Here is a 23,203-nt window from a genome sequence, read left to right as displayed (position 1 = left end):
GATGTAAATGAAACGCTGGTTCAGTAGTAACAACGGTTTACTACTGCTGTTGTCGACAATGTTCAGTGCTTCTTGTAACGCGACCGACACTAAACATGTTGTTGTCTATCCCAAATATAGTCAACGCTCAGAGTTTTACGCACAAGTGCTAAACTTGGCTTTACAAAAAACTGCTAACGAATACGGAAGCTTTGAACTTCACCCCTTTGAACGAGAAGTCAGCACTGAGCGCCTGCGCCGTTATCTGAAGCTTAACCAACACATAGATGTATTATGGAGTTCAAGTAATAAGCAAAGAGACCGGCAGCTACGCGCAGTAAGATTTGATTTGCTAAAAGGTTTAAGCCAATACCGCTTCTTACTCATCAAAAAGGGCCAGCATACGCGCTTTTCGACTATCAATAAGCTAGAGGATCTACGTTATTTCACCGCCGGTTCTGGTACTTACTGGAGCGATACTCAAATTCTTAAATACAATGGTATTCCTACTATTAGCTCGGTGAACGACAGCCTGCTCCCCATGCTCGCAGCGGGTCGTTTTGATTATGTATCACGAGGAAGCTATGAGGTATGGTCTGAGTTAAATGCCTACAAAGGGCAATTCGACATTCTTAAGCATGTTGTGTTGCATTACCCAACCCGCTATTTTTTCTATGTTAATCCAGACAACACGCTATTAGCTGAGCGCTTAGAAAAAGGCTTATATATGGCGTTGGCTGACGGCAGCTTTGATCAATTATTTTTCTCTGTGGCAGACTTTCAACAAGGTTGGGATAAGCTGATTGAGTTAGAAAACAGTACCACTATTTCGCTACAAGTCCCCTAAGCCTAAACCCTAATACAACAAGCAACAAAAAAGGAAGCTGACGCTTCCTTTTTTGTTATTACCCTTAGTTACTAGTAAAAGTAAATATTATCGACATAAGCGCTATCGCTGGTTGAGCCCCAAAGCTGCAAGCCCATCTGCGTCAACTCACTGCGGTTAAAACTGCCGGTTGCTGAATCAAATGGGATCTCAACACTAATCCAACGACCGGTTTCAATTCCAGCAATATCTAAGATAGCAGGACCAGTGGAAGACAGCACTTGAAACTGAGCTCTGCTTATTCCACTAGTAGCATAAAAGTCGAAACGCAGCCCTGTCATGTTAGAACCATCAACAGGGTTAGTTACGCCGTATTGAATGCCTGTAACTCCTCCATTAGTGCCTTCAGGAGTAATTTGGAATTTAGAGGTATTATTACCGCCTAGGCTTACAAATGACTGTGTGGGTGGATTCCACCAAGGATCAGACCAGTAAGTAACATAGTGCTCGCTTGACAAGGTATCGCTAAAAATCGCTATAACATCGTCATTAGATACTGTTGGCACTGGTGCTGCCTCGGTTGGCCCTGCATTAGTTGGCACTAGGCTAATTGTCAGGCTATTCGCTCCATTAGCAATATCGCTCACCGCTTGGCCAATACCGTACCCATCAGCAGAGGCTTTCACTTTTTGTTTTCCTTCAGCGAGACTTAGTGTCGCTATACCCGAAGCATTCGTCGAGACTTCATAAGGTAAATTAAACTCACTTTCAGCGCCTACATAAACAACCGCGTCGGCCAATGGCGCACCTTGTTGGTTTTGCACTAATACATTTAAGTCATATTTATCGGCTTCGCCAGAAAAGTAAAAGTTGTCAACAAAGATAGCTTTGCCCGCTTCCCCCCAAAGTTGAATCCCAGCCATTTGCATCTGTGCCCCATTCAAAGCACTTTCTCCATTTAGGCCCATACTCAAAAATGGAATCGCATAGCTTACCCACTGAGCTGTAGGTGGATTATCAATAATATAACTAGCGGAGCCATCTGTAGATACCAGCTGCAATTGAATACGGCTAATACCAGGCTCTACGTATAAATCGATATTCCAAGTATTGTGATTTGATACATCAACACTGCCATATTCAATCCCGAATTGAATACCAACAACACCGCCTTCAGCGCCCGCGCCGACTATTTCGTAACGAGCATAATTATCACCATCAATACTTCCTGGCGAGTAAAAGGGTGCATTCCACCAATTTTCGTTCCATAGTGAAACGAATTTATCTTCATCTAAAGAATCACTAAATATAGAGAACGCTTGTTCATTGGAAACGCTAGGGGTAGGTGCAGCCGTTGATGGTTGGCTCCGGTCTACGTCTTTAGTAATTAAAGATACATTACTAATTTGGACACTCGCATCAGTATCACTAGCAAATACAAATGCAAACCAACTGAGTTGGCTGGTACTTGGAATAGCAACTTCATATTGCATCCAGCCGTCTGATAGTGGTGTACCTGATGCGACAGGGATAGCAATACTGAAATCTGGAATATTAAAACCTTGTACATGCACTTCAACATTGGCAAAACCATTAGGTTTCAAGTTAAAACGCGCATAGTTATAGGTGGAAGCATCGATCGCATTTTCTTGCTCATTACCCCAAGCAATACCGGCACCTTTACCCCAATTAGTGCCGCTAGTTACTTCGATGACCTTACTGAAGTTAGCGTCAACAATCGAATCATCTAGACCAGCACCAGAACCCCACGTATCCCCCCAGTATTGAACATAAAAGGAGTCGTCATTATCAGAGTGGTAAATAAACATCTCTTCTGGCGGGGGAGCCACAATGTCTTCTTCCAAGCTAAGCGTCAAACTGGCGGCTTCACCAGCGATGACTTGGGTCTGTTGGGCACTATCATAACCGCTAATTGTTGCCGATACTAAATAACTACCGTCGACTAACTCAAAGCTAGCTACACCCTGGCCGTTGGTGGTTTTCGATTCACTAGCAATTGTTACCGTAGCGCCGGCTAACGCGGTTTGGGCATTAGCATCGTTGACCGTTACCTCAAGTTCATACATTTCTGGATCTACAGATGGAGTCCCACCATCACCATCATCACCGCCACCACCACAAGCAAACAACAAACCGGTTAACGCTGTCAGCGTTAAGGTCCTAACATTTGAAAACATCATTCCTACCCTCCATAGTTTTAAGTAGAAAGCGCCTTGCTAATACTGTTGATTTGGTGCTTTGCACCAACAACAAAAAGAAAGCGCTTTCTTTATATATTGATACTAAGCGGTATAAAAATTAGGCGCAACAAGCAAAAAAGCAAAACAATGCCCAGATCACAATAAGTCATTGACAAACTACAAAGGGAAATTAACAACAGCATAATGAACCAATAAAACAAATTAAGAAGTATAAGATCCCACATAATGATCATGAAAAGCTTACCATTTGCGTAAAAACCTAATAGAACAATCAAAAAAACATCCACGGTAATCTTGGCGTGGTCGAAAAATGCAATAAATCCCACACTAATCATTACAGCCGCCTACGATTTTTTTCTTTTTATCTGCCGCCATGCAAAGCAAGCGCTTACTAAAAAAGCCCTGTCAAAATCAAGATGTAGTCCGCAATAGTTAAAAGAATTAGTAAGCTTAGCGCATCAAAGGTAGGCATAAAAACTGAAAGGTTGGAGCGATAACGTGGCAGGCAATAAGGTACATCGAATTGAAATAACATACCAAACAAGCGGTAAGCGCTTACAAAATAAGCGGTTAACTTGATGTTATTTGAGTCATATTTACTCAGCCCAAACACTAAGACTTACCCTTGCGACTTAATCAAGGTAATGAGGGCGACATAAAACAAATTGTCGCCCTAGTAAGGCTGAGCGATGAACACCTTAAATACTATGGGTTTAATAGCACTTGCTGATGGTTGCTTATATAACTATTGCCGTCGGGTACCAGCTCAAATACGGTGCTGGTATACCCCTCTTCTACAGGTAACTGCAAGCTATCAAGGCTTATCATTTGACGACTTTGCGTTGCCGGAAAAGTGAATTGACCAAATTCGCTAAACATAAGGCTTTCATTTAGATCTAAGCCCTTCACTTCATACAAAACCGAGAGGGGGAGGCTGTTATCACCACTTCGACTAACAATAATGTTTTCACCCTCCACGACTGCGCTCACTTCAAGTAATTCCGGCAGGATTCCTTTCGCCACCTTAATACGAACGGGGTTAATACCTAACATCAATACATTCTCACCGTCATACATCGAGAAAGCGGCAATATAGAAATTCCCTTGCTTATCCCAAGAGTCATAGCCCGCAATAAAATTCTCGGCGGCAGCTTGGTCGTCAAGTTCATCAATATTAACTAACACTGTCGACTCCCCAGTGGCAATCTCATATTCAAATAGTGCGTTGTTTTCGGCCCCCATGTCACTGAGCCCAATGTAAATTTTCTGCTCATCGGCCGATAACTGAAATATCCATGTTTTAGCTGCATTGGAAAAGCTCGGTCGCCCTAGGTATGCCCAAGAGGCAGTGGCGTCAGTGAAGACATAAATATTACCTTGATCATCACTGGTATATAGCCGCTGATGGGTTCGATCCCACTGACCAACCTCTAAGGCATTGGCCCCTTGTAATGCAAAAGCGGGTAACTCTCCAAATCCACTAAGCGGGTCGTAATACCAAACGTGGTTGAAAATTTCAGGATCTTCTCCGCGATTCCATTGGCTTCTCTCCGATCCACCGCTGATGTATACCCGACCACGTGAATCAAGCCACATAAAACGATTACTGTAAAAATAGCCATTCCATTGCTGCGGTCGGCCTAATACCGTGGTGACACCTTTTCCAATGTCATATTTCAGCAACCTGTTTTCGGGAATAGACATGCCATAAAGTAAGTCGTTTTCGGTATCAACCTGAATAGTGACCACTTGCATAGTTGCAGCCCCTACCCCATTGGCTTCAGTCGCGCTTAAATCGATAAACCGCTGGTCTTGATTATCATAGCCATACCAATGAAACCCTCGGGTATTTAAGTAGCTTGTGTCCATGCTCGATTTATCTAACGTTGCCACATAAACCCTCCCTTGATGAGCGGTAGGTCGAGTATGAAATTTCTCAGCCGTTTCCCCATCCTGCCAATTGTTAGCCGCTTCCGAGGCACTGCGGGCATCTCCCACCCAGCGTAATGTTTGGTCTGCTTGAAAGAGCCGATAAAGCATAGAGTTACTATGATGGTCATGCCCTGAAATATAGATTGCACCTTCAGAGTCAGAACCAAGGGCTAACCAAGACTGATCAGGCCGCGAACCACTAGGGGCATCGGGTAATTGCCAAATTCTGACCCCATCCACCTTACCAGCCCGCGCATTATCGAAAGGAACCGTGATGACCTCTGGCGGCTCGACGACTGGTGGTTCGCTGATAGGTGGTTCAACAACGGGTGGCTGAGTGACTGGTGGCTCGGTAAGTTCATTATTACTTGAGCTGCCACAGGCTACTAGTATGCTGGCCAAGCAAACGACAACAAGCTGTTTAGCCCCAGCTCGCTTAAAACATCCTTTCATCTTATTATCCTTAAATAATACACACCGTCCCACTGGCCACCGCAAATTATCCGATTGATGACGCCTTAGTGTCGATATTTGGCTACAGCAATGAACAATTCATATGGAGGTCGGACTAACGGAGCATCGCACTCCTCGAGGTCATGGCTATGTTATGGGGCTCAATCTTAGCCCCGCTTCTTGATATTGGAGGGAGCGGACACACACAAAAAAACACAATATGGCTAACTCTCGAGATGAATTAGCCATATTGGCTGTTAAACTGGCGGCATTTTAACGTTAGCGTTTTTTACGCAGTAACAACAAGCCAAATAAACTGAGTAATGCAAATAACCCACTACTCCCACCCGAAGAATCACTTGGTGCGGCAGGCAGCTCAACAGCAGAACTCACCGTAAAATCAAGCTGAGCTTCTCCAGATAAGTTGCTACCTTGGTCAGTGACAGTAATTGAAACTGAATAACTGCCATCTAGCATTGAAGCAGGGTCAAAGCTGACACGCTGTCCGCTAATAACAGGGCTAGGTAACTCATCAGTTTGCCATTCAAAGGTATAGTTATCCGTTTCTGAATCATCAAGCTGAGTTGTTATTACGACCTCTCCAGCGTCAGGGTCTATCTCGTCGCCAATAGCACCTGATTGGGAAATAGCCAACTGCACTGAAGGAGCAACGCCGCCAGGGTTTTCGTCAGCAACCGGCGCCGACTCATCACAGTAAATCGCGTCGCTATTAGCACTCGGTTGGCAATGCGCAATATAATCTACTTCCATGGTGGCTTGCGTTAAATCTGGATCGATAAAACCGCCCAAATTTCCGCCCATTGCAACGTTTAACAACGCGAACATAGGCTCTTTGTATTGCGCACAAGCACGTACGTCACGACTAATCACCAGTGTTTCATCTACGTAAAAATCAATTTTCTCGGCCGTCCACTCTACTGCATACTTGTGCCAGTCTTGAACGTCTTGTGCGCCATTAGGGTAACGGTAGCGGAATTCACCTCCACAATTGGAAGCGTTATAAAAATTGGTGATATAACTGCCAGGTTCATTAGAGAACCATTCCCAAACATCAATTTCGCCTGCACCGGGGAGTGGCCAACCCACATTATCGCCATCACCTTTAATAGGTTGCTCTGCGATGCGATTTTCTAGCATCCAAAATGCCGGCCAAGTGCCCGCCTCCAGATTATGAAACTTAATTCTTGCTTCGATACGACCAAATAAAAACTCTTGTTTGTCTTTAGAGTTGAGCCGCCCAGAAGTCCATGCTTTATATTTTCCTAAGTCCGAGCAAAAGTTGGGCTTTTTGCGGGCAATAATTTTCAACGTACCATCTGACACATCATAATTGCGTTCGCTAGAGTTATCGTCAGCGGTATAACATTGTACTTCATTGTTATAGTCGGCTTCGGTTTGTGCGGTCCAGTTTTCCCAATCCACACCATTGCCATCAAACTTATCGATCCATTGAACTTCCCAACCAGCCCAAGCAGAGCTAGACAAGCCCATAATTATACCAGCGGCTATAAAGTGTTTAAGTGGCTGAGCCGCATAGGCCGTTTTAGCTGTATCTTCATTACGAGTTGCAGGCTTAGAATATTGAGCTTGCAGACCAACAGCTGTGAATAAAGATGTAAATATCGACATGTTGAAACAGTCCTCATTTGTTAATGCAACTGAAAGTCAAAGCTTACAGGCTGCGATTCACACTAAAAAATGGCGATGATTTAGTCGTTACAATCATCGCCATTATTCGTGTTCAATAAGCTGTAACTCACTACAGGTTATTTTGGCGGATTAATCTAACCAAGAGATATTACGTACTTCAAAATTACTCTTAGTAGGCGCGCTGCCTCCTGACTGCTCATAAATATCAGCAATGGTAAATGGCGAGGTCACTTGACTTAAATCAGCCCCAGCAAAATCACCAAACTCGCTTAAGTTAATCGTGAAGGTCTGCCATTCTTCGGTAAGGGTGTAATCACCATCGTTAAAGCGAACCCAATGGTTACCGCTACCACCGGTAGTTTGGAAACCAACCCAGAAAGAGAATTCAGCCAAAACACTCTCTGCACTATTTACGCCGCGCATTTCAAAGGTCATTTGAGTAGAGCTAGACAAATTAGTAGATTGACCGTTAATACCAACACCTGCGCCCCAGCCCCATGTTGCAGCTAAAGAAGGGTCTGCAACCACGGTTAAAACTGCGGTAGCATCATCAACACCGGCCCATGCGGTAATTGGGTTATCCCAGCCGTAAGCAGCAGCACCTTCATATAATGCGCTACCTAACACAACAAACTCACCTTCTTCTGGCGGTGCGACAACCGGCGCATAGTTTGGTGCAAATACTGTTTCCATTAGCGAAGCGGTATCACCGTCGAAACTTTGGGTAAATGCTGAAACATCACCACGGGTTAACCCTAGGTCATTTAGTGTCTCTACCTTGTCCCACGCTAGGTATTTAACGTTGCCATCGATATCAACTAAACCAAAATGTTTTTCTGAGTGAGAAGCGTTATTTGGATCACCTTTCCAAGGCTCATCAAAAGCTTGGAAGAAGAACAATGAAGCACCAAACTCGTTTGTAAAGCTACGCATTGCATCATAAAAAGATTTTTGCTTGTATTCATCAGCCGCACGCGTACCGAATTCACCGAAGTTTTCAGTTGAAATCGTTGACCAACCCGTTTCACCTAGGTGAATAGGTTTAGTCGCATCTACTGTATTAACAAAAGCTTGAGACGCTTGGAATTGCGAAAGAGTGTGATCGTAAGCTCTAACCATTGCGGCATCAATTTGCTCAACAGTGCTTAACTCTTGTTCATCTTCAGGCACTTTCCATGCAGCTGCAAAAGTGGGGTCATACAAGGTATCGTGGTGAGCGTAAGTGTGCAGTGAAATGTAATCTACCGCGTTGATTAACGCTTTTAGATCCGCTTGCTCACCAACATTACCATTGGCATCAGAGCCGCCCCACACCGCATGGTTGTCTGAACTAGTAATCCAGATACCCGCTGTAGAATCGTCCTCTAATTTCCAAGACTGTAGGTCATTAACATGAGCAAGGATGACACCAGGCACAACATAATATTCTGTAGCCCAGTTAACCATTGCTTCGTTACCAACGGCAATCACTTTTACAATGTCAGGATAGGCTAGCGCCAACTGTTTAGCCATGGCGATTTCATCGTCGTTAGCAGGGCTGCCCTGAGTATGATCGACATCTTCAGTTCGAGCATCAAGCGCATCAATCCATACACCTAACATCACATACATTTCAAAGTTTTCGTCTTCGTCCATTAGCTGCTGAATCGCCTCTAATAGATTTTCAGTATTACTTTTACCATCTAAGCCGATAAAGCCCTGAGTATTGTAGGTGCGAATCACCTTGATACCCATGGCGTTTAAGATCAGCATGTCTTCTTTTTGCTGATCTACAGTAGGAACATTGGCACCAGACTCTCTCGTCGTTGTGCGCCATGCGCCATAAGAAATGGCCAAGTAGTCAGGATTGCCTAGAATCGCATCGCCATTTTTGGCCATAGGGTAAGTGTCTGGAGTCGGCTGCGGAGCCAAATCAGAAATGGGTGGTGGCGTTGGGCCTCCCGGATCCCCCCCCTCGGTTAAGGGGTCGTCGGCACAGGCAACCATCATTAGTGACATACTTGCCAACATGATTGACTTTAAACTACATATTTTCATTGTTACTTCCTTGCTACTAGCTCTGTTTTGCTAACCGATTGTTAAACCTTATTGGTAAGGCTTTATTAAAAATTTATTGAATTGAACTACCCAAAAATGGTCTCTTGAAAACATTCAAGAGACCAATGGCTATTGTTTTATTGCGTTATTTAGGACCAATGGTTACGTTATCGATGTAAACATCCATCTGACAACCAGCGACGGCACCACATACTGGACCCAAGGTTAAATCAATACCTCCGGTGGCAACGCCGCCTGCGGTAAAGTCATGGGTAATGGTTTGCCAAGTGGCTGTAGGTACGAAACTTTCTACGATATCGGTAGCGGTCACTCCGTTACCAATGGTGTGAATAATACCATTGAAGATGGCACCATCAGCAGAGGTACCCTTAACATCAAAACTTAAGGTTAATTGCTGACCACCAGTAACAACCCCTGCCCCGATTGCGGTTTGTTTGATGCGTGATTCACCGCCATTAATGGTAATATTGGCAGCACCATCAACTAGCGCAAACGCACCATCCCAAGCAGCCATCGTTGCAAAATCTCCGTTTAATACCCAATTGGTACCTCCCGTGGACTCTTCTTCAACAGTTACCGTACGGGTCACTTGTTTGGCATCGTTGCCATCGCTATCGCTAAGGTTATAAGTAATGGTGTATACGCCAACTATACTAGTATCAACAGGATTCACCGTTACAACGCTTGCGCTTAAGTCACCATCCAAATTGTCGTTAGCTGTTACACCGGCATCGGTGTAGCTATCACCAACAGTTAGGCTCACAGCGCTGTCACCTAATAAAGTGATCACTGGAGCAATTTCTGCAGCCGTAATCTCGGAAATAGAAACATTATCTAGCGTAAAGGTTGTGGATACGCCTGCACCCAAGGCGAAAATAAGATCGCCGGAGTTAGCGGCATTTGCGCTAGCAGTAAACAATACTTCGTATGATTCCATACTCGTTGTTAAGGCTACTGCTTGATCATTCATGAATGGGTTAAACCAAGGAGCGCCAGACAGTAGCTCACCAAGTTGAATATTAATGCTTCGATCTTCAGCCACCATCGCATCAAAGCGAATCGCATAAGTCACATCAGGTGTTACCACAATATCACCCTGCACTAGTCGAGGTTGATATGCAGCGCCGGGTGAAATCCCTTCAACGACCAACTCACCGTCAACAATAGTGGTGGTACCTTCACCCTCTTGCAGCTCCCACTCAGCACCTAGTGCGCTCTCGAAGTCACCATTTACGACAATAGTGCTAGCAGCTTCAATGACGTTCACTGTACGGGTTACTTCGGCAGCATCATTACCAGCCGCGTCAACAACATTGTAAGTAACTTGGTAGCTGCCTAATGTAGAAGTATCAACCGTACTATCATCAACAATAATATCAGCGGTAACATCACCGTCCACGTTATCAGCAGCGGTCGCACCAGGGTCAACATAGGTACTGCCAATAACAAAGCTAATTGTAGAGCCACCATTTAGAGTAATAACCGGTGCAATTTCATCGACTGAACTCACGTTGATTGTACGAGTGACTTCAACAGCTTCATTACCGGCAGCATCAGTAGCGTTATAAGTAATGACATAAGCGCCATCTGCACCAGTGTCGACAGTATCTCCGCCAACAGTAACCGTAATATCAGCATCAACGTTGTCACTAACATTGTAACCAGGGTCAACAAAAGCTGTTCCGTTGGTGAGGTTAATAGTCGCATCGCCCAACAAAGTGATAACTGGAGCTTCAGTGTCTACCACCGGTTCGGCATTTGCGTAAATGGCCACGTTGTCGACGACATAAACTAATCCACCCGCGGTTTGCCAGTTAGGGTACATCAGCATCAAATCTATAAGGCTTAAGTCAACTTGATCAGTATCAGACCATTCAGGCGGCAAAGTTGCTGCGATTTCAGCTAGGGTAAAGCGGAAATGCTGCCAATCGGTAGAAGGAAGAATTTTAAAAGGGACTTCAGCAAAGTTACCGTTAGCGTCTTCAAATTTAATTGACCATGGAACCATTTCAGCGCGCGCGGCGCTTTCCGTGGTAGTAGTACTAACAATTTTAAGGTCAAACTCAAACGTACCCGTATCAACTATAGCACTAGCATCGTAGGGGCTACCGTCAATTGCGTTATGGCCATCGGCTGTTGTTCTGGCTGTCATGCCGGCTACAGTTTCACCGTTGTCGGCAATGGTAAATTGCACTACATCACCATAATCACCATCTGTAACGATAGCAGCTAAACCTGCGTCAGAGCTATTGTAAACAGCCCAACCTTCACTTGCGGCGTTATCAAAGATGCCTAGAGCAGCCCCATCAGTACCGCCATCAGCAGGTGGCAAAACGGGTGGTGGAATTATAGGCCCTTCGACTTCGACATCATCGCCACAACCTGATAACGCCAAAGCAAGTGCAGCAACTAACACCGCATTGGCTACTTTAAATTTGTTATTTTTCACTCTCATTCCATGTGTCCCTTATAGTTATTAACGTCTTGTATTAACTAAAAAACTGTTATTTGGGGCGAGCCCTCAAAAAGAAAGCGCTTACTTTATTTAGCTAAAAAAATGACTTTTCCATTAGCCATTTTTTGTTTCACCTAGTCTTGTAAACAGACGCCCATCGTCCAGCACAATAACAAATTAACAACAAATTTCGGGGCCTGTACAGACAAATAGCCGAGGCAGATACAAAAAATAGAGCGCTGTCACGAAAGTAAGCGTTTTCTAAACAAGTGACCAAGAAAAGCCTTTCAAGCGGTAACCACTAACAAAATATAAGAACTGAGATATTAAAAAAAGTAAGCGAAAACCCCTTACAACGGTAAATAAAACCAAATAAGCCAAAAAAACCAAACATAAATGTGACGAAGGTAGAAATTCACGCTGACTTCAATTGCTCAGCGTTACTGCTTCCATTACCGTTAGAAAAGAAAGCGCTTTCTTTCGGGTTTTACCTTAAGTTGTGTAAGCGATTTTGGAATCTAACTATAGGGTGCGAACCTCAAGCACCAATAAATAAGGATTATCTAATGCAGAGTAAAACAGTTTTATCTTCTATCGTATGCGGCTTGCTGCTGTCATCGGGAAGTGTGTTGGCTGAAGACATCAAGCAAGGTGGAACCTTAACCGTGCCAATTATTGGTACTGGTTTTGTAGAGAACTTTAACCCATACACCTCAAAAGATTTATTCCACGGTGTTATGTTCGAACCGCTTATGATCTTTAACAACATGACCGGAAAAACCGAATGGCGTTTAGCTAAATCTGCGGAATACTCAGATGATTTGAAATCAATTGTACTTACTTTGCGTGAAGGCCTTACTTGGTCAGATGGTAGCCCACTAACAGCTAAAGATGTGGCTTACAGCTTCACCATGACAAAAGAAACCAGTGCTTTTGATCAACGTGGTATTTGGACAGATGGCAATTTAACCAGTGTTGAGGTAAAAGACGACACTACCGTGGTATTCAATCTAAACGAAGCTGACTCAACCTTTATTTGGAACTTAGAGAAATACCACATTGTTCCAGAAGCGATTTGGAGCAAAGCTAAAGATCTCACCACCTTTACTAACCCGAACCCTATCGGTAGTGGCCCAATGACCACGGTGAAGTACGTAAAAACTCAGCAAATTGAATTATGTCGTAACCCTAATTACTACCTAGCAGGTTTACCGCATCTAGATTGCATTACTTACCGTTCTTACAACGATAACTCTCAGATCCAACCGGCATTGATGAAAGGTGAAATTGATTGGGGCTCTAACTTCATCGCTGATATCGACAATACCTTTGTTGCCGCAAACCCAGAAGATCATCATTACTGGTACCCAGCTAATGACGCCATTCACCTTTACGTAAACACTAAAGAAGAACCATTTAGTCACTTAGACGTGCGTAAAGCGTTATCAATGGCATTAGATCGTGCCGAGATTGTTGATATTGCAGCCTATGGCTACCCTACTGCCAACTTTAATGTAGGGGGTATCGGTGAGTTATACGGCCCATTTATTGATAGTGAAGTGACTGCCAAATACCAAGATATTACTCAATACAACCCAGAAAAAGCGAATCAGTTACTCGATGCCGCTGGTTATAAAGATACCAATGGTGATGGTTTCCGTCAGATGAAAGACGGCAAACGCATTGAGTTTGACATTGAAGTAGTAAATGGTTGGACCGATTGGATTCAAGTCGTTCAAATGGTGACAGAGTATTACGAAGAAGTGGGCATTAAAGCTAACGTTAAAACGGTTGATTGGGCCGTTTATGATTCAGCGCTAAAAGATGCAACTTACAAAATGTCTATCAACTGGTCTTTGGTTGCTACTCACCCTATTCTGGCTTACCAAGAATACTTCTCAACCTCGCGAATTGGTAAAACATGGCACGCAGGGCATGGTATCCACACGCCTGAAATTGATGCCTTAATTGACAGCTTCGGTGATACTAACGATGCTGTAGCACAAGCCAAAATAATCAAAGAGTTACAGGTGTTTACTGCGGAAAATCTTCCGTTTATCCCACTGTTTTCTAACCCAACTTGGTTCCAATACAACAGTTCTAAAATTGTTGGTTGGCCAAATGCCGAAAACCCTTATGTACAACCCGTATGGTATGACGGTGGTAAACGTATATTGGTGCTAAATAACCTTCACCTTAAGTAACAAACCGTAAAGAGCCACTTTGTGGCTCTTTAATCTTTGGAAGAAATTATGAGTTTTTTATTACGCCGACTGGGCTTTTATTTTACCGCTTTTCTCATCGCTATCTCCTTTAACTTCTTATTGCCGAGGTTAATGCCAGGAGATCCAGTTGACGCACTATTTGCTGCAGCTCAAGGAAGAATGGACCCCGCCCAAATGGACGCGGTTCGGGAAATGTACGGTTTCATGGATGGCTCTGTATTTGAACAATACCTTGCCTATCTGAAAAGTGTTTTCACCTTAGACTTGGGTCCGTCTGTATTGATGTTCCCGGTAAGCGTGACAGAAGTCATTGCCATGGCTCTGCCTTGGACAATGTTCTTAGCGCTAGGCTCACTAATCGTTGCACTGATCATTGGTGTCTCAATTGGTACTTATGCCTCTTATCGACGAGAAGGCCTATTTGGCCAGATTTTTCCACCAGTGTTAGCCTTTATCAGTAACTTCCCTTATATCGTTACTGCACTATTACTGTTCTACTTTTTTGGCTTGAAAATGGAGCTGTTACCGCTTGCATATACCTACGACCCAACCTTAGACCCAGCTTTTAGCTTAGAGTTTATCGGTAGTGTACTCAAACATGCCATTTTGCCGATGGGTTCTATGGTCGTTGTAGGCATCGCCACTTGGGTATTCAACATGCGTAATGCGATGATTAATATCTTAGGAGAAGACTACGTCACCATGGGAGAGGCCAAAGGCTTAAGTAGCTTTAGGGTTATGTACCGTTACGCCGGTCGTAATGCAATTTTACCCGTAGCAACCGCGATTGCGATGGCCATTGGCTTTTCGTTTGCAGGTTCAATCATGACTGAAGTGGTATTTAACTACCAAGGTTTAGGTAACATTTTGCTAAAAGGCATCGTTGCTCGTGACTACCCGCTTATTCAAGCTATTTTGCTCATCTTGGTTACCGCGGTGCTAACCGCTAATTTCATCGCCGACCTCTTATATGTTTGGCTAGATCCACGAATTTCTAAGTAGGCTCACTATGGAACACTTAACTACTTCAGCCAAGTTTAAACAGTTTTTTGTTAAAGCTCGCGCATTTTTTCATGGTAACCCACCGGCAATTATCGGCGGCTTACTGGTTAGTATTATTTTAATTGGTGCACTATTTGCGCCGGTGATTGCATCGCATGATCCACAAAAACGTGTTTCTCGACCACATGTTGCACCCAACGCAGAACACATTATGGGTACCACCCGTAACGGCCGAGATGTATTTAGCCAAGTACTGTATGGCGCAAGAAAATCACTCACTGTAGCCATTACCGCTGGCATCATTGCCATGACTATTGCGGTGGCCGTGGGCGTAAGCTCTGGTTACTTAGGTGGCAAGGTAGATGAATGGTTAAACTTCGTCACTAACGTGTTTTTGGTTTTTCCGCAGCTTCCCTTGTTGATTGTGTTAGCGGCTTTTCTGGGGCAAGTGGGGTCATTGGTGATTACTGTGCTGTTAGGGGTAACATCCTGGCCATGGGGCGCCAGGGTAATTCGCGCACAAACCTTAGCAATACGTAATAAAGAATTCATCATTTCTGCTGAAGTCATGGGCGAATCAAAAATACGCATTATCTTAGTAGAGATTTTGCCAAACCTGGTATCGATTGTATTTGGTGGCTTCTTAGGTACGGTTATTTACGCCATGGGTTCTGAAGCAGGATTAGGCATTCTAGGCTTAGGTGACGCTACCGAAGTGAGTTGGGGTTCAATGCTGTATTGGGCGCAAGTATCTTCATCACTCTATACCGGAGCATGGTGGGAAATGTTAGTCCCAGCAATCGCATTGGCTATCACTGGCGGTGCATTAGCACTCATTAACATGTCTATTGACCAAGTCAGTAACCCGAAACTGAAAACCGGACCACACCTTAAAGTGTGGAAGAAACTTCAAAAAGCTGCAGATCAACGCCGAGGTTTAGCATGAGCCAGCCACTATTAGAAATTAACAACTTAAGCGTTGATTACGTATCACCCAACGGTATTGCTCGCGCGGTAAACAATGTGAGCCTTAGCATCGCACCAGGAGAAACCGTAGGGATAGCCGGCGAATCGGGCTGTGGTAAAAGTACCCTCGCCTTCGCGATTTCTCGTTTGCACAAAGCACCAGCACTGATCCCTGAAGGTGAAATACTTTATAAGGGGCGTGATGTACTGAAAATGTCTGACAAAGAGTTACGTGCTTTTCGTTGGAATGATGTCTCGATTGTATTTCAGAGTGCGATGAATTCGCTCAACCCCGTTATTACCATTGGTGAGCAGTTAATTGACGTCATTCTTGCTCATAAAGATGTGAGCAAGAAACAAGCGGTAGCTAAAGCAAAAGAGCTATTAGGCATTGTCGGTATTCATGGCGATCGCATGACAAGCTTCCCTCACCAATTAAGTGGCGGCATGCGTCAACGCGTCGTGATTGCTATTGCGCTCGCGCTTGAGCCCAAGCTGATTATCATGGATGAGCCAACCACCGCTCTAGACGTGGTAGTAGAGCGAGAAATTTTAAATGAGTTGTACGATCTAAAAGAAAAATTTGGATTCTCAATTTTGTTTATTAGCCATGATTTAAGCCTTATGGGCGAGATTGCAGACCGCATTGGCGTCATGTACGCAGGTAACCTGATTGAACTCGGCGATGCGAAAACTGTATTTACCCAACCGACCCACCCCTACACCAAAGGTTTAGTGTCATCGTTCCCAACTATTCATGGCCCTAAAGAGCGTTTGTATGGCATTCCGGGAGATCCGGTTAACTTACTCAAATTGCCCACTGGCTGTAATTTCCAAGAGCGTTGTAAAAGCTGCATAGACGTTTGTAAAACCAATGAGCCGATCCTTCGTGCTCAAGCCAATAATACCCACGCGGCTTGCCACATACTGGAGATATAGAGATGAGTTCAAACACTCCTAAAGAAGCCGTTTTATCGGTTAGAAACTTAATTAAAGATTTCCCTATGGGCCACTCTTCAAGTAAAGATAACTTGATGAGAGCGGTCAATGATGTGTCATTTGATCTATGTAAAGGTGAGGCCTTAGCCATTGTGGGTGAATCAGGCTCAGGTAAGAGTACTGGCGCCCGAGTGCTTACGCGTATTTACGAAAAAAATGGCGGCGATATCATCTTTAAAGGACAACCTTTAGATGAGTTTGTAAAACAACACGGTAGCCTAGAATACGCTAGACAAGTGCAAATGATCTTCCAAGACCCATTTGGCTCACTTAACCCAGTGCACTCTATCTATCATCATATTGCCCGCCCATTGCAGATTCATAAGCGCGCAGATAAAAATACAGTCACTAAGTTAGTTCATGAACTCCTTGATTTGGTCGGCCTTTCACCAGTAGTAGAAACTGCGGCTAAATATCCTCATGAGCTAAGTGGCGGACAACGACAACGTGTCGCCATCGCCAGAGCATTAGCGGTAGACCCTGAGGTAATTTTGGCTGATGAGCCAATCTCTATGCTAGATGTATCGGTCCGTTTAGGTATTTTGAACCTGATGGCCGATTTAAAAGACAAACATGGCATTTCTTTCATGTACATCACTCATGATATTGCGACAGCGCGCTACTTTGCGGAAAAAACTGCTGTGATGTATGTAGGCCACATGGTGGAATGGGGCAACAGTGATAAGGTAACGCAAACTCCGCAACACCCTTATACCAAACTGTTACTTTCAGCTGTGCCTGAAGCGACTAAAAGCGGTCGTCGTGAACTTGGAGCTAAAAAAGGAGACATCCCTATGTGGCACCCCACTTCAGTAGGTTGTCCGTTTGCCGCTCGTTGCCCTCAAGCGCAAGAGCGATGCAGCACTAGCTTCCCAGAAGTCACACAACTTGCTGACGACCATTTCATTCGTTGTTTTAACATTTAACGTAGATAAGTTTTTTTAGCAGCTTACAAGTAAGCGCTTACATAGGTTTAAAAATTATGATTGTAGAGAACATGGACACACAAACAAAAGAAGTAACAGGGACGTTTGTTTCTATTGATGGAGATAAATACTATCAAATAAAAAATGTTGATCAGATGAATCCATTTTTTATCAGTGTGGTATCAGCCAGTGACCACTGGCTATTTATCTCTTCTACAGGTTGTTTGTCGGCAGGCAGGATCCGCCCCGAAAACGCTTTGTTTCCCTATAAGTCGGTAGATTATATTCACGAAAGCGCTGAAAATACGGGCAGCAAAACCATTGTTAAAATCACCGACGATAACGGCTGTCAATTCTGGGAACCGTTTAACCAACAGCATAATAGCCTTTACCAATTACGCCGCAACATCTACAAAAATGTGGCTGGCGATAAAATCATCTTTGAAGAGCTAAACTTTGATTTAGGCCTAAGTTTTAAATATCAGTGGAGCACCAGTGATAAATTTGGTTTTATCCGCAGCGCAACCATCAGCAATACCACAGCCAATACACGTAACATTGAATTAATCGACGGTTTGCAAAACCTGCTACCTGCCAATACTCCGTTTGCGATTATGCAAGGCAGCAGTGCCCTACTTGACGCCTATAAATGGAATGAGCGCCCAGCTGACTCTAGTTTAGCGACATTTAGCTTATACGCTAAACTTAGCGACCGCGCTGAGCCTGCTGAGTCACTGTTAGCCACCAGCGTTTTCTCTATCAGTGAACACGACCAATCAATTTTACTTTCTAGTAAACAAGTTAATGCCTTCCGTAAGGGCCAAGCGATTGAAAACGAAGAGCTGACTCGCGGTTTACGTGGCGCTTATTTTGTTCACAAAATCTGTCAACTGGAGCCAGGTCAGCAAGAAAACTGGACAATTGTTGCCGATATTGATCAGTCACACAGTGATTTAGCCCAATTGAAACAGCTGATAGCTAAGCCACAACAGCTTACCGCTGAGCTTGAGCAATCAGTGGAAGATAATCACCAAGAGTTGATTAAATTAATGGCTGGTAGCGACGCCTACCAAAAAACGGCTGAAGATGAGACGTCGGTTCACCATTATGCCAATGTGTTATTTAATAACATGCGTGGTGGTGTTGTGGTTGACCAGTACTGGGTAGATACCAGTGACTTTATCCGAACATTAAAAGGTGCCAATACCCAAGTTGCGCTGCAACAAGAGGCGTTTTTAGAGCGATTGCCTGAGCAGATTAACTATGACCAATTGTTGATGTTGGCCGCCAAACAAAACGACCCTCAGCTGTTGCGCCTTTGCCATGAATATTTGCCACTAACCTTTGGCCGTCGCCATGGTGACCCAAGCCGTCCATGGAACCACTTTGAAATCAAATTAAAAGACGAAAATGGTGACCGCTTGCTGTCTTACCAAGGCAACTGGCGCGACATTTTCCAAAACTGGGAAGCGCTAGGTCTGAGCTACCCGAGTTTCATTAAGTCGTTTATCTCTAAGTTTGTTAATGCCTCAACGATTGATGGTTACAACCCTTACCGTATCACCAAAGCGGGGGTTGATTGGGAACTACTTGAAGATGACGATATCTGGAGCAACATTGGTTACTGGGGTGATCACCAGATCATCTACCTACTGAAATTTTTAGAGTTATCTAAAAAATATCAACCCACTGAACTTAATGAGCTATTAAGCAGCAGCATCTTTAGTTATGCCAACGTACCTTATGAGATTGAAGGCGCTGACAAGCTATTTGCTGACGCCAAAAATACCGTCGTATTTAACGATAATAAACAAAGCATTATTGAAGCTAGAGAAAGCCTCATCGGCAGTGATGCGCGCTTAGTATTAGATAAAGACCAAGAAGTCTATTTAGTTAATCTAAGCGAAAAGCTGTTAGTACCACTACTCGCTAAACTGGGCAACTTAGTCTTAGATGGTGGTATCTGGTTGAATACCCAAAGACCTGAATGGAACGATGCGAACAACGCCATTGTGGGTACCGGCCTGTCAATGGTGACGCTGTATTACATGCGTCGTTACGTTAGTTTCATGCAACAACTATTTACCGATCAACAAGGCCAACTAGATTTATCGTTGGAAGTGGCAGAATGGTTAAAAGCGACCTCTTCAATTCTGACCGAAGCCAGTCAGTTAGCTAAGTCTGGCGTAGTAGATAGCCAAAGCCGCAATAAAGTACTGAGACAACTTACCCAAGCGGCTGCTACATATCGCGCCAAAGTATACGCTAATGGGTTTGCCGGCAAAGTAAGTATCGACGCTGTAGAGCTCCAACAGATGCTTACAGCAAGCTTAACTGTCATCGATCAAAGCATTGCAACCAACCTACGTAAAGACGGTTTATATAATGCTTATAACATTATTAACTATTCAGAAAGCACTGTAGATGTAGATTTACTCTACCCAATGCTTGAAGGCCAAGTCGCGGTGTTATCAGCGGGTGTATTAAACCCTGAAGAAGCAGTACAGCTACTAGAAAAACTCTATGCCAGTGAAATGTTCCGGGCAGATCAAAATACCTTCATGCTTTACCCTGACAGAGATTTGTCTAAATTTGCGGATAAAAACTCTATCAGCAAAACCCGTGTAGAAGGCAATGCCTTGCTCAATGCTATGGTAGCTAAGGGCGACCGTCGAGTAATAGAAATGGATATAGATGGCCTATATCACTTCAATCAAAACTTCGACAACGCGGGTCCGCTTTCTGAGGTCTTGGCATCGATAAAACAAGAATACAAAGGTGTTGATAAAGCCTGCTGGGATGATGTGTTAGCCTGCTATGAAGAAGTATTTAATCACCAAGCATTTACTGGTCGTTCGGGTACCATGTTTGGTTATGAAGGTTTAGGCTCCATCTATTGGCACATGGTGTCGAAACTGTTGCTGGCCGTTCAAGAAAACTACTTTAGTGCCAGAGAGATTGATCCAAACTCTGCGGCTACCCAGCAATTAGCGGAATACTACTACCGCGTACGTGAAGGAATTGGTTTCAACAAAACACCACAAGTTTATGGTGCCTTCCCAACCGACCCATACTCGCATACGCCTAAGCAAGCTGGTGCTCAGCAACCAGGCATGACCGGCCAAGTGAAAGAAGAGATTCTTACCCGCTTTGGTGAGTTAGGTTTATTGGTTGATAAGGGTGAAATATCGATTCAGCCCTCACTTCTGCGCAATAGAGAGTTCTTAAGCGAAGCCGACAGCTATCAGTTTATCGGTCTTGACGGCGAGACTCAGTCGATTGAGTTGGCCGCGGGCAGTTTGGCATTTACTTATTGCCAAATCCCATTCATTTACCAACTTGAGGCTGATGATACCGCTAAGATCGAAATAACCACGAGCGATAACGCGCTAATCACTGTGAATACCCTGGCGCTTAACGCCGAGTTAAGCCGTGATATCTTTGAGCGTAACGGTAAATTGAAGCAGATTGTAGTGTCAATTCCTAACAACCTGCTATTAGATTAAAGCAGGAGAAGATAGTGAATAGTCACCTTTTAGAGGTGTCTGAATTTAACGCGGCGGGATACTCTCCCGTCGTTGATTTTCAGACCTGGCGGGTTGCTCTACTTAACTATATCGACGAGCTAGAAACAGAGCAAATAGACAACTTTCAATGTCATTTAGAGACTGACGAAGTATTTGTGTTGTTAGAAGGCAAGTGCATTCTATTCTGCGCTGAAGTCAGTAATGATGACATTGCAGAAATTGTTGCTTATGACATGCTTCCGAATAAAATCTACACCATCAAACAAGGTGTTTATCACACCCATACTTTAAGCCTTGATGCCAAAGTATTGATTGTAGAAAACCGTGATACAGATGAGCATAACTCCCCCAAAATCTTAGTAGGTGAAGAAATTCAATCTCGGTTAAGCCAGTTTAAAACCGAACTATGGCGAAGTTAGCGTATCGCTAGCGCGACACAAAAAAGGCTTAGTTATTAACTAAGCCTTTTCTTTTACCGGTGATTTTTTAAGGATTGATTGGCTTCACAGAGTCTCGAACAATCAACTTTGGCTCTAATCTACCGGCAATCGGATATTTTTGATCGTTCATCAGAGCAATCACTCCGTGGGCGGCATCATTGCTCATTTTTTCAATCGGAAAGCTTACCGTGGTCAGCCTAGGGCGGATATGTTGGCTATAGGTATCGTTATCAAAACCGACAATTGAAATATCTTCGCCCACTGTCAGCTTCATATCGCTAGCCACGTTGTATACCGCTAAGGCTATGTTATCGTTTTGACAGAAAATGGCGGTGAAACCACTGTCTCTTGCCATTAGTCTATGAACAGTTTCATGATTACCTTCGTGATCAAACCGACCTTCAATCACTAAGTTCGTATCATAAGGGATGCCATACTCAGCTAAGGCATTTCGATAGCCTTGCAAGCGATCACGGCTTTCCACTTTGCTCATTTGGCCAGTAATACAGGCCACTTTAACATGGCCGTTTTCAATTAAATGCTTGGTGGCCAAATAGCCGCCTAACTCGTTATCGATCCAAATACAGTGGTCGGCGAGCTCTGGGATATTCCGATTAAGGATAATTGACGCAGGGGTATCCTCAGTAATCTTAATCAGTTCATTATCAGAAAGCTTATCTGCGTGAATAATTAGCCCATCCACTTTTTTTGAGGACAAAAACTCGATGGAATCTACTTCTTTAGTTTTCGATTCTTGGCCACTCGCAACAATGAGGTGTAGTTTTTGCTCGCGAATAATATTCTCGGTGTTATACATCAATGGGCCAAAATACGGACCATCTAAGCTTCCCACTAACATACCGATACTATTCGAACGATTAGACGCCAAAGCCTGAGCAAAGGTATTAGGTTTATAGCCTAGTTGCTCAATGGCATCAAACACCTTAACTCGGTTCTTTTCTTTAACTGAGGAATGCCCGTTAATAGCTCTTGATACTGTAGCCTGAGAGACTTTAGCCAACTCAGAAACTTCCTTGATTGTAATCAACTCACTTACCTTACTGTTTCTATCAAACTCTACTGAACGAAAACCTAGATGACAGACATTCACTGACTTTAGCACATGCTCTGAACGCCAACTCTTTTGTGTAATATTATAATACTAACAATAATCGACTTCTTACGAAAAAATCATCTTATTACAAAGCCAACATTGTTTTTGCGATAATAGCACAGCTTTTTAGCATTAATTCATTTTGCCATATATCACATCGCAAACCACGTGGTCACTGCCCTCCACTTAATAAAATGGTTAGCTTATAGCTACCCTCACAAAGAAAGCGCTTGCTAAAATACAGGTTAAAAATCCGTCGGTAAATCATTTTAAAGCGAATAAAACGATAACGTAAGCACGCTATACAAATTCGTAATCCTGACCTACGGTTTCAATACTGGTGTGAGTTGAATCGCAAATGCTAACAACAATTGGCGTGATTAAAGCGGTAATATTCAAAGACTCCTT

At 43.7% G+C, this 23,203-nt stretch carries 14 protein-coding genes; 8 read left to right on the top strand and 6 right to left on the bottom strand.

The window, feature by feature from the left end; genetic code table 11:
* The first annotated feature begins 7 nt into the window (after window positions 1-7).
* Window positions 8-826 (top strand): type 2 periplasmic-binding domain-containing protein, encoded by an 819-nt coding sequence (locus M0C34_RS04520; RefSeq protein ID WP_248714465.1) that lies wholly within the window; start codon window positions 8-10, stop codon window positions 824-826.
* Between the two features lie 71 nt (window positions 827-897).
* Here M0C34_RS04520 and M0C34_RS04515 read toward each other — a convergent pair whose 3' ends face one another.
* The 5 genes from M0C34_RS04515 to M0C34_RS04495 all read right to left on the bottom strand — a co-directional run bounded on the left by M0C34_RS04515 (window position 898) and on the right by M0C34_RS04495 (window position 11,590).
* On the bottom strand, window positions 898-3,006 hold the full coding sequence (locus M0C34_RS04515) for a carboxypeptidase-like regulatory domain-containing protein (RefSeq protein ID WP_248714464.1): 2,109 nt from the start codon (window positions 3,004-3,006) through the stop codon (window positions 898-900).
* A 726-nt stretch (window positions 3,007-3,732) separates the two neighbouring features.
* Window positions 3,733-5,412 (bottom strand): hypothetical protein, encoded by a 1,680-nt coding sequence (locus M0C34_RS04510; RefSeq protein ID WP_248714463.1) that lies wholly within the window; start codon window positions 5,410-5,412, stop codon window positions 3,733-3,735.
* Between the two features lie 279 nt (window positions 5,413-5,691).
* Entirely contained in the window at window positions 5,692-7,062 is a 1,371-nt protein-coding gene (locus M0C34_RS04505; RefSeq protein ID WP_248714462.1) for a family 16 glycosylhydrolase, read from the bottom strand.
* 150 nt (window positions 7,063-7,212) lie between these two features.
* Window positions 7,213-9,120: a glycoside hydrolase family 17 protein gene (locus tag M0C34_RS04500; protein WP_248714461.1), complete on the bottom strand. Its 1,908-nt coding sequence runs from the start codon at window positions 9,118-9,120 to the stop codon at window positions 7,213-7,215.
* A gap of 145 nt (window positions 9,121-9,265) precedes the next feature.
* Complete coding sequence (locus tag M0C34_RS04495; protein ID WP_248714460.1) at window positions 9,266-11,590, bottom strand: immunoglobulin-like domain-containing protein; 2,325 nt, start codon at window positions 11,588-11,590, stop codon at window positions 9,266-9,268.
* A 572-nt stretch (window positions 11,591-12,162) separates the two neighbouring features.
* Between M0C34_RS04495 and M0C34_RS04490 the strand changes: the two genes are divergently transcribed.
* The 7 genes from M0C34_RS04490 (at window position 12,163) to M0C34_RS04460 (ending at window position 21,660) form a co-directional block, all read left to right on the top strand.
* Window positions 12,163-13,800, top strand: a complete 1,638-nt coding sequence (locus M0C34_RS04490) for an ABC transporter substrate-binding protein (protein ID WP_248714459.1) — start codon at window positions 12,163-12,165, stop codon at window positions 13,798-13,800.
* Between the two features lie 48 nt (window positions 13,801-13,848).
* Window positions 13,849-14,823, top strand: a complete 975-nt coding sequence (locus M0C34_RS04485) for an ABC transporter permease (protein ID WP_248714458.1) — start codon at window positions 13,849-13,851, stop codon at window positions 14,821-14,823.
* Between the two features lie 7 nt (window positions 14,824-14,830).
* Window positions 14,831-15,769, top strand: coding sequence for an ABC transporter permease (locus M0C34_RS04480; protein ID WP_248714457.1), 939 nt, complete (start codon window positions 14,831-14,833; stop codon window positions 15,767-15,769).
* Window positions 15,766-16,728 carry an ABC transporter ATP-binding protein gene (locus M0C34_RS04475; RefSeq protein ID WP_248714456.1) on the top strand — a complete coding sequence of 321 codons (963 nt, stop codon included), beginning with the start codon at window positions 15,766-15,768 and terminating at the stop codon, window positions 16,726-16,728. Before M0C34_RS04480 ends, M0C34_RS04475 begins: the two co-directional genes overlap by 4 nt.
* Window positions 16,729-16,730: 2 nt before the next feature.
* Window positions 16,731-17,714: an ABC transporter ATP-binding protein gene (locus tag M0C34_RS04470; protein WP_248714455.1), complete on the top strand. Its 984-nt coding sequence runs from the start codon at window positions 16,731-16,733 to the stop codon at window positions 17,712-17,714.
* 71 nt (window positions 17,715-17,785) lie between these two features.
* Entirely contained in the window at window positions 17,786-21,220 is a 3,435-nt protein-coding gene (locus M0C34_RS04465) for a hypothetical protein (protein WP_248714454.1), read from the top strand.
* 14 nt (window positions 21,221-21,234) lie between these two features.
* Window positions 21,235-21,660: a hypothetical protein gene (locus M0C34_RS04460; protein WP_248714453.1), complete on the top strand. Its 426-nt coding sequence runs from the start codon at window positions 21,235-21,237 to the stop codon at window positions 21,658-21,660.
* Between the two features lie 67 nt (window positions 21,661-21,727).
* Here the strand turns inward: M0C34_RS04460 and M0C34_RS04455 are convergent, their stop codons facing one another.
* Window positions 21,728-22,729: a LacI family DNA-binding transcriptional regulator gene (locus M0C34_RS04455; protein WP_248714452.1), complete on the bottom strand. Its 1,002-nt coding sequence runs from the start codon at window positions 22,727-22,729 to the stop codon at window positions 21,728-21,730.
* Between the last annotated feature and the right edge of the window lie 474 nt (window positions 22,730-23,203).

This window comes from Agarivorans sp. TSD2052, from assembly GCF_023238625.1.
Taxonomy (GTDB): domain Bacteria; phylum Pseudomonadota; class Gammaproteobacteria; order Enterobacterales; family Celerinatantimonadaceae; genus Agarivorans.
Note: the sequence above shows the minus strand (reverse complement) of the source record. Positions and strands in the feature narration are given on the sequence as shown.

What these genes read in the sequence shown, in the direction of transcription:
- M0C34_RS04515 (WP_248714464.1), bottom strand. Translation starts at nt 3,006, where the DNA reads ATGATGTTTTCAAATGTTAGGACCTTAACGCTGACAGCGTTAACCGGT.
- M0C34_RS04485 (WP_248714458.1), top strand. Translation starts at nt 13,849, where the DNA reads ATGAGTTTTTTATTACGCCGACTGGGCTTTTATTTTACCGCTTTTCTC.
- M0C34_RS04475 (WP_248714456.1), top strand. Translation starts at nt 15,766, where the DNA reads ATGAGCCAGCCACTATTAGAAATTAACAACTTAAGCGTTGATTACGTA.
- M0C34_RS04470 (WP_248714455.1), top strand. Translation starts at nt 16,731, where the DNA reads ATGAGTTCAAACACTCCTAAAGAAGCCGTTTTATCGGTTAGAAACTTA.
- M0C34_RS04505 (WP_248714462.1), bottom strand. Translation starts at nt 7,062, where the DNA reads ATGTCGATATTTACATCTTTATTCACAGCTGTTGGTCTGCAAGCTCAA.
- M0C34_RS04500 (WP_248714461.1), bottom strand. Translation starts at nt 9,120, where the DNA reads ATGAAAATATGTAGTTTAAAGTCAATCATGTTGGCAAGTATGTCACTA.
- M0C34_RS04490 (WP_248714459.1), top strand. Translation starts at nt 12,163, where the DNA reads ATGCAGAGTAAAACAGTTTTATCTTCTATCGTATGCGGCTTGCTGCTG.
- M0C34_RS04480 (WP_248714457.1), top strand. Translation starts at nt 14,831, where the DNA reads ATGGAACACTTAACTACTTCAGCCAAGTTTAAACAGTTTTTTGTTAAA.
- M0C34_RS04465 (WP_248714454.1), top strand. Translation starts at nt 17,786, where the DNA reads ATGGACACACAAACAAAAGAAGTAACAGGGACGTTTGTTTCTATTGAT.
- M0C34_RS04520 (WP_248714465.1), top strand. Translation starts at nt 8, where the DNA reads ATGAAACGCTGGTTCAGTAGTAACAACGGTTTACTACTGCTGTTGTCG.
- M0C34_RS04510 (WP_248714463.1), bottom strand. Translation starts at nt 5,412, where the DNA reads ATGAAAGGATGTTTTAAGCGAGCTGGGGCTAAACAGCTTGTTGTCGTT.